General features: G+C 40.5%; 6 protein-coding genes. 2 read left to right on the top strand and 4 right to left on the bottom strand.

Annotation, left to right across the window (positions count from 1 at the left end):
* Positions 1-9: 9 nt before the first annotated feature.
* The 4 genes from E7T07_RS09035 to E7T07_RS09050 are packed head-to-tail and all read right to left on the bottom strand — an operon-like array spanning position 10 to position 3417.
* On the bottom strand, positions 10-774 hold the full coding sequence (locus tag E7T07_RS09035; protein WP_135710825.1) for a TerC family protein: 765 nt from the start codon (positions 772-774) through the stop codon (positions 10-12).
* 59 nt (positions 775-833) lie between these two features.
* Entirely contained in the window at positions 834-1502 is a 669-nt protein-coding gene (gene mutH / locus E7T07_RS09040; protein ID WP_135710826.1) for a DNA mismatch repair endonuclease MutH, read from the bottom strand.
* A gap of 27 nt (positions 1503-1529) precedes the next feature.
* Entirely contained in the window at positions 1530-2069 is a 540-nt protein-coding gene (locus E7T07_RS09045; RefSeq protein WP_135710827.1) for a methylated-DNA--[protein]-cysteine S-methyltransferase, read from the bottom strand.
* Between the two features lie 49 nt (positions 2070-2118).
* Positions 2119-3417 carry a porin gene (locus tag E7T07_RS09050; protein WP_135710828.1) on the bottom strand — a complete coding sequence of 433 codons (1299 nt, stop codon included), beginning with the start codon at positions 3415-3417 and terminating at the stop codon, positions 2119-2121.
* Between the two features lie 515 nt (positions 3418-3932).
* Between E7T07_RS09050 and leuA the strand changes: the two genes are divergently transcribed.
* Together leuA and leuB are read left to right on the top strand one after the other, a co-directional pair.
* The gene (leuA, locus tag E7T07_RS09055; protein WP_135710829.1) at positions 3933-5483 is read left to right on the top strand and encodes a 2-isopropylmalate synthase; all 1551 of its coding nucleotides are present in this window, start codon (positions 3933-3935) and stop codon (positions 5481-5483) included.
* Between the two features lie 120 nt (positions 5484-5603).
* Entirely contained in the window at positions 5604-6680 is a 1077-nt protein-coding gene (gene leuB / locus E7T07_RS09060) for a 3-isopropylmalate dehydrogenase (RefSeq protein ID WP_135710830.1), read from the top strand.
* Positions 6681-6837 lie beyond the last annotated feature (157 nt).

Genomic DNA, 6837 nt, shown 5'->3' on the forward strand with positions numbered 1-6837 from the left:
GCAGGGGCGTTAGTCCTGTTGTTCAAGCAACTCCGCATTGCTTTCTTTACCACGTTTAACAAGACGTGCTCTCATTCTAATGTTGATCATTTCTACACAAACGGAGAACGCCATGGCGAAGTACACATAACCTTTCGGAATATGGAAATCCAAGCTTTCTGCAATCAGCATTACCCCGATCATAATTAAGAATGAAAGCGCCAATACTTTTAAGGTTGGGTGACTGTCAACAAAATCACCAATTGCACGAGCGGCTAACATCATAACACCAACGGCGATCATAATAGCAATGATCATCACTTCAATATTATTTGCCATACCGACAGCCGTAATCACGGAATCGAGTGAGAACACAATGTCAAGAATAGCAATTTGAATTAGAGTCAGAAAATAATTAGGGGCTTTTTTCTTCTCAAGAATTTCATCATCCTCATCTTCAGGATTCATTTCGTTGTGAATTTCATGAGTACTTTTCACAATTAAGAATAAACCACCGAGTAATAAAATCAGATCGCGACCTGAAATTTCTTGCCCTAACAGGGTAAAGAGTGGTTGGGTAAGTTTCATAATCCACGCTAAAGAAACAAGTAGTGCAATACGTGTGAGCATAGCTAATGCAAGCCCAATAATACGTGCGGATTGACGTTGTTGAGTGGGTAATCGCCCCACTAAGATACTGATAAAAATAATGTTATCGATACCCAGTACGATTTCGAGCGCCGTTAAAGTAAACAACGCAATCCATGCTTCTGGGTTAGAGAGCCATTCAAACATAATGTGTCCTTAATGTGAAAAAATTGGCGAGATCATAGCCATTTAGTTAAAAAAAGCAATTAATTAGAGAAGAAATTTTGCAAAATTTCTTCAGTGAATGTTTTACGGAGATAAAAACCGAGTGGTAAGGTTTCAATGACTTTACCTTTCGTATTAATTCCTTTTGCTCGTGCGCGACTATTGGCGGCTTTAGGGCGGAGTTGGAGTACTTCTCCAAGCGTTGCATTAATTTGATGTAATTTACCTAACACAATATAGTCCATAAGTTCTTCCCAGTCACGGCGCAATTGCAATTCCTGTTGTTCGGTAGGTTGCCATAAAATAGGTGAACCAATAAAGCGGTCGGCGAGTGGAATACTGCGTTCACCTTGTACTGGAATCCATAGAACGCGTGAAAGTTTGTGGCGGACATGAGAATTTTCCCAATTCACCCCTGAATTCTGAATTAAGGGAGCGAGACAGACAAACGTGGTTTCTAATGGATAACCATGGGTATTAATTGGGATAGTCTTGAGTTCAATACCAAGATGCGCAAAATCTTGCTCAGGTTTACTTCCTGCTTTAGCGCCAAGTGCCGTTTCCAATAATTGTCCTACCCAACCTTTGTCGCGTTTGAGATTTGGTGGCACTGGTATGCCAAGTTCAGCCGCGAGCTCACCCAGTGTGAGTCCGGCAATCGCCTTTGCACGGTTGATAAGTTCTATTTCAGTTTTAGGCGTGGTTATCATAAAAGTGCGGTTAAATTTTCAGGTTTTTTATTCGCTATATTTTTTCAATAATTTCTGTTTTACATATTCTACGCCTTTGTCCACGTAGGCAATTTTTTCTAAATTCAATAAAAAGCGTTTTGCAGGTAAGCCGCCGCCAAATCCAGTTAATTGACGATTTTTTCCTAAAATACGATGGCAAGGAATAATGATACTAATCGGGTTACTACCAACGGCACCACCCACTGCGCGCACGGCTTTAGGATGATTAATCAAGTTGGCAAGATTACCGTAAGTTGAGGTTTCACCAAATGGAATACCGCGTAATGCATGCCAAATACTTTGTTGGAAAGGGGTACCTTTCGGTGCAAGTGGAATTGTAGAAAAGTCTTCTTTTTCCCCATTAAAATAACGAGTTAACGCTTGAGAAACTTGCACAAAGAGCGGTCGATTTTCATCGAGTTTCCATTTAGGGTTTGGGGTAGTTTGTTCTATTTCAAAATCAAGATTAGTTAAATTGCCATCTTGTTCAAGCATAAGCAAATTACCAATAGGAGATGCATAATAAGCGTAATAAATAGTGTTCATAATAATAAAAAAGGGCGTAAAAGTTACGCCCGATTATAGAAGATTTTAATTAGAAACGGTAGTTAACATTTAAACCATAAAGGTTAACTTGTGCACGGCTAACAACTTCATTACGAATTTCGATACCTTTAATTTCATCCACTTCAGTGAATGAGCGTTTTTTACCGCGAACGTGAGTATAACCTACATCCACAGATAAATCTGGTGTGAATTTATAGGTTGCACCGACGCTGTACCACATTCGATGGGTATCAGGAATAGAAATAGATGATTTCTTACCTGCTGCACCTTCATCATGGGCAATACCTGCTCGTAATGTTAATTTATCGTTCACGTCATAAGTTGTACCGATAGACACACGAGATGTATCACCAAAGTGTTCTACTTTATCAAACACAGGTATTGTGCTATTGTCATCAGTAAACGCACTAATGCGTTGTAGGCGGCTCCATTTAGTGAATTTATAACTATAATGCACTGCCCATTGTGATGTTAATTTGTGGTAGCCGGAGAATTCCCAGAAATCCGGGAGATTCATTTCTACGCTGCCATCGCCTGATTTACCAAAGGGTTCAGGTAAATCGCTTTGTAAATCGCCGTCAAATTTGATTTTGACTTTTGAATGATAAGCTAAACCCCAGCGGTTGTTTTCATCAAGATCATAAGTCACGCCGGCGTTCCAACCTAATCCCCAATCCTTACCTTGCAAATCAGTTGCATAGCTTGATGGTTTAAGTTTGGGATTTACACCAAGTTTTTTATTAATTGCATCTGCTAATGCACCAACGCGGCGTTCTAAATCTGCTTTAGCGTAAACGGCGTTTACGCCCAAGCCAAAACTCCAGTGATCATTTAAACGGTATGCACCACTTAAGTTAAGATTAATGCTGGTTAAATCGGTGGTGCCCCCCATAATGCCACCCTTATAATTTTCATCGTATTCTGTGGCTAAACCATAGTTGACGTTTACGCCACCGCCGATAGTGAATTTTTGATCAATCGGATATACCCAATAGAAATTTGGTAATAATTTACTCGCAATTGCATCAGAATAACCCGTGTTAATATTTTTGATACCGTAAGCTGGTACAGACATTTTTCCTTCAATATCAACCCCTGGGTTAACCCAAATCCCACCTAATGAAATTTCAGGACGTTTAAATTGTGTCATTAAGGCTGGGTTTGTTGCAACCACACCAGCGTTATCCGCAATAGCGGCTTCACCCGCATAAGCGCGACCTAAACCGCTTGTTGTCACTTCTTGTAATTGGAATGCGGCAGCATTGGCTGCGCCTGCGGCAAAAGTAAATGTTGAAAGAACAAGCGTTTTCTTCGCGAAATTTTTCATAAATAAGGTTCCTAATGATATTGAATGATTATGTAAAAAAATAATCGCAAGGATTGTAATGAAACTCCAGATCTAGGGCAAATTTATTCGCGAATTTCACTATAGAGTTCCGACCAGTTGAACTATTTATTTTTTGCTATTTTTCAATTATCGGTAAAATACGCATAAATTAGTGGTAAAAGCCTATAAAACGATGAAGTTTGGTATATTGTGCTAGATGAGATTAATAAGTTAGATTAATATATCTTTAATGGTGCATAAAATATAAATAAAAACAAATATTTATCTAAAATAAACATTGACAGAATGTGGAATATGCGTAAAATCGATCTTGTTTTAACAAAATTTAAGGATTTTTATGTTTTACTCGGTTTCTCTCCTACTCAACTTACGATTATCACAGTTAATGTGCGGCTAAGTTGTGGACGAAAGAAACGTGAAAAAGAAAACGTAAAAATACTCCCAAATTTACCCGCACTTTAAGCGGGTTTTTTCGTATATAAAAGGAAAGAATTATGGCACAAGATCGCGTCATTATTTTCGACACCACCTTGCGTGATGGCGAACAAGCATTAAAAGCAAGTTTAACCGTAAAAGAAAAATTGCAAATTGCACTTGCCTTAGAACGTTTAGGTGTAGATGTCATGGAAGTGGGGTTCCCTGTGTCATCACAAGGGGATTTTGAATCCGTGCAAACCATTGCTCGTCATATTAAAAATTCCGTAGTTTGTGGGCTTTCACGCGCGGTGTTTAAAGATATTGACGCGGCAGCAGAAGCGTTAAAAGTCGCAGAGCGTTTCCGTATTCATACCTTTATTGCTAGCTCTGCATTACACGTTGAAGCAAAATTAAAACGTTCATTTGATGACGTGGTGGAAATGGCTGTAGCAGCAGTAAAACGTGCGCGTGGCTATACCGATGACGTTGAATTTTCTTGCGAAGATGCGGGCCGTACAGGTATTGATAATATTTGCCGTATTGTTGAAGCCGCGATTAATGCTGGGGCGACTACAGTGAATATTCCTGATACCGTAGGTTATTGTTTGCCAACGGAATATGGCAATATTATTAACCAAGTGATGAACCGTGTGCCGAATATCGATAAAGCGGTTATTTCTGTTCATTGTCATAACGATTTGGGCATGGCGACTGCCAATTCATTAACAGCAGTACAAAACGGTGCGCGCCAAGTGGAATGTACCATTAACGGGATTGGCGAACGTGCGGGGAATACGGCGTTGGAAGAAGTGGTGATGGCAATTAAAACGCGCCAAGATTTATTTGGTGTAGATACCCGAATTAATACCCAAGAAATCCATCGCGTAAGCCAAATGGTGAGCCAACTTTGTAATATGCCAATTCAACCGAATAAAGCCATTGTTGGGGATAATGCGTTTTCTCATTCATCAGGTATCCACCAAGACGGTATGTTGAAAAACAAAAATACCTACGAAATTATGTCGCCTGAAACTATCGGTTTGAAAAAAGAAAAATTGAATTTAACCGCGCGTTCAGGACGGGCAGCAGTGAAAGGTCATATGGCGGATATGGGCTATACCGAGCAAGATTATGATTTAGATAAATTATATGAAGCGTTCTTAAAACTTGCGGATAAAAAAGGGCAAGTGTTTGATTACGATTTGGAAGCTCTTGCCTTTATTGATATGCAAGCCGGCGATGAAGATCGTTTGAAATTAGATGTGATCACTTCACAAACCATTAGCACCTTGCCGGCTTCCGCTTTTGTTCAGGTAGAATTAGACGGTAAACGTATTAACCAAACCTCAAACGGTGGTAACGGCCCTGTGGACGCGGTGTATAATGCGATTATGCAAATTGTGGGCATGGACCTAAAAATGTCTCATTACAATTTAACGGCAAAAGGCGAAGGCGCAGAAGCCTTGGGGCAAGTGGATATTGTGGTAGAATATCAAGGCCGTAAATTCCACGGTGTTGGTCTTGCCACAGACATTGTTGAAAGCTCCGCATTGGCGTTAGTGCATGCGATTAATGCTATCTATCGTTCACAAAAAGTGGCGGATTTGACTAAGGATTTGAAACATTAATTCGCATTAATTGTAGGGGCGAAATATCTTTCGCCCTGAAATCAATCAGAACAAATGGTATTTCCCCTACAAACTGCGGTCAAAATTAAACAAATTTTAAAAATAAAATAGGAAACTCAAATGACAACATACAACGTAGCGGTGTTACCGGGCGATGGTATCGGGCCGGAAGTGATGGCAGAGGCCATTAAAGTATTAGACAAAGTTCAAGCAAAATTTGGCTTTAAATTAAATTTTACCGAGTATCTTGTAGGCGGTGCTGCCATTGATGCGAAAGGCGAACCCTTGCCGGCGGAAACCTTAAAAGGTTGTGATGAAGCTGATGCCATTTTATTCGGTTCAGTGGGCGGCCCGAAATGGACCAATCTTCCGCCGGATCGTCAACCTGAACGCGGCGCATTGTTGCCATTACGTAAACATTTCAAATTATTCTGCAACCTTCGCCCTGCAACCCTTTACAAAGGCTTAGAAAAATTCTGTCCATTGCGTGCTGACATTGCGGCGAAAGGCTTTGATATGGTGGTAGTACGTGAATTAACAGGCGGTATTTATTTCGGTCAGCCAAAAGGTCGTGATGGCGAAGGTTCGCAAACTCGTGCATTTGATACGGAAGTGTATTACAAATACGAAATCGAACGCATTGCACGCGCAGCATTTGATGCAGCAATGAAACGCCGTAAACACGTCACTTCAGTAGATAAAGCCAACGTGTTACAAAGCTCAATTTTATGGCGTGAAACCGTGGCAGAAATTGCCAAAGAATACCCTGAAGTGACCGTTGAAAATATGTATATCGACAACGCTACTATGCAGTTAATCAGAGCGCCTGAAAGTTTTGATGTGTTGCTTTGTTCAAATATTTTTGGCGATATTATTTCTGATGAAGCAGCGATGATCACAGGTTCAATGGGAATGTTGCCATCAGCCAGTTTGAACGAAGAAGGTTTTGGTTTATACGAACCCGCTGGCGGTTCAGCGCCAGATATCGCAGGCAAAGGCATTGCCAACCCAATTGCACAAATTCTTTCAGCGGCAATGATGTTGCGTTACAGCTTTAACTTAAATGAGGCGGCTGATGCCATTGAAAATGCAATCCAACGCGTATTGGCAGCAGGTCATCGCACAGGCGATTTAGCCGACAACTCAACCCCGGTTTCAACCGCAGAAATGGGAACATTAATCGCTAACGCAATTTAAAAAACTTGCGGATTTTTAACCGCACTTTAAATGCTTTTGTAGGGACAGGGTTTATCCCTGTCCGTAGAGAAAACAATTTGGACAGGCATAAAGCCTGTCCCTTGTATATTAAATTTATAGTAAACTAGCAACATAAACCATAACGTTATCCACAGCT

Origin of the sequence: Actinobacillus porcinus (genome assembly GCF_901764995.1) — a bacterium.
GTDB lineage: Bacteria > Pseudomonadota > Gammaproteobacteria > Enterobacterales > Pasteurellaceae > Exercitatus > Exercitatus porcinus.

Coding starts and splice junctions, on each gene's coding strand:
- leuA (WP_135710829.1), top strand. CDS start 3,933: ATGGCACAAGATCGCGTCATTATTTTCGACACCACCTTGCGTGATGGC.
- mutH (WP_135710826.1), bottom strand. CDS start 1,502: ATGATAACCACGCCTAAAACTGAAATAGAACTTATCAACCGTGCAAAG.
- E7T07_RS09035 (WP_135710825.1), bottom strand. CDS start 774: ATGTTTGAATGGCTCTCTAACCCAGAAGCATGGATTGCGTTGTTTACT.
- E7T07_RS09045 (WP_135710827.1), bottom strand. CDS start 2,069: ATGAACACTATTTATTACGCTTATTATGCATCTCCTATTGGTAATTTG.
- leuB (WP_135710830.1), top strand. CDS start 5,604: ATGACAACATACAACGTAGCGGTGTTACCGGGCGATGGTATCGGGCCG.
- E7T07_RS09050 (WP_135710828.1), bottom strand. CDS start 3,417: ATGAAAAATTTCGCGAAGAAAACGCTTGTTCTTTCAACATTTACTTTT.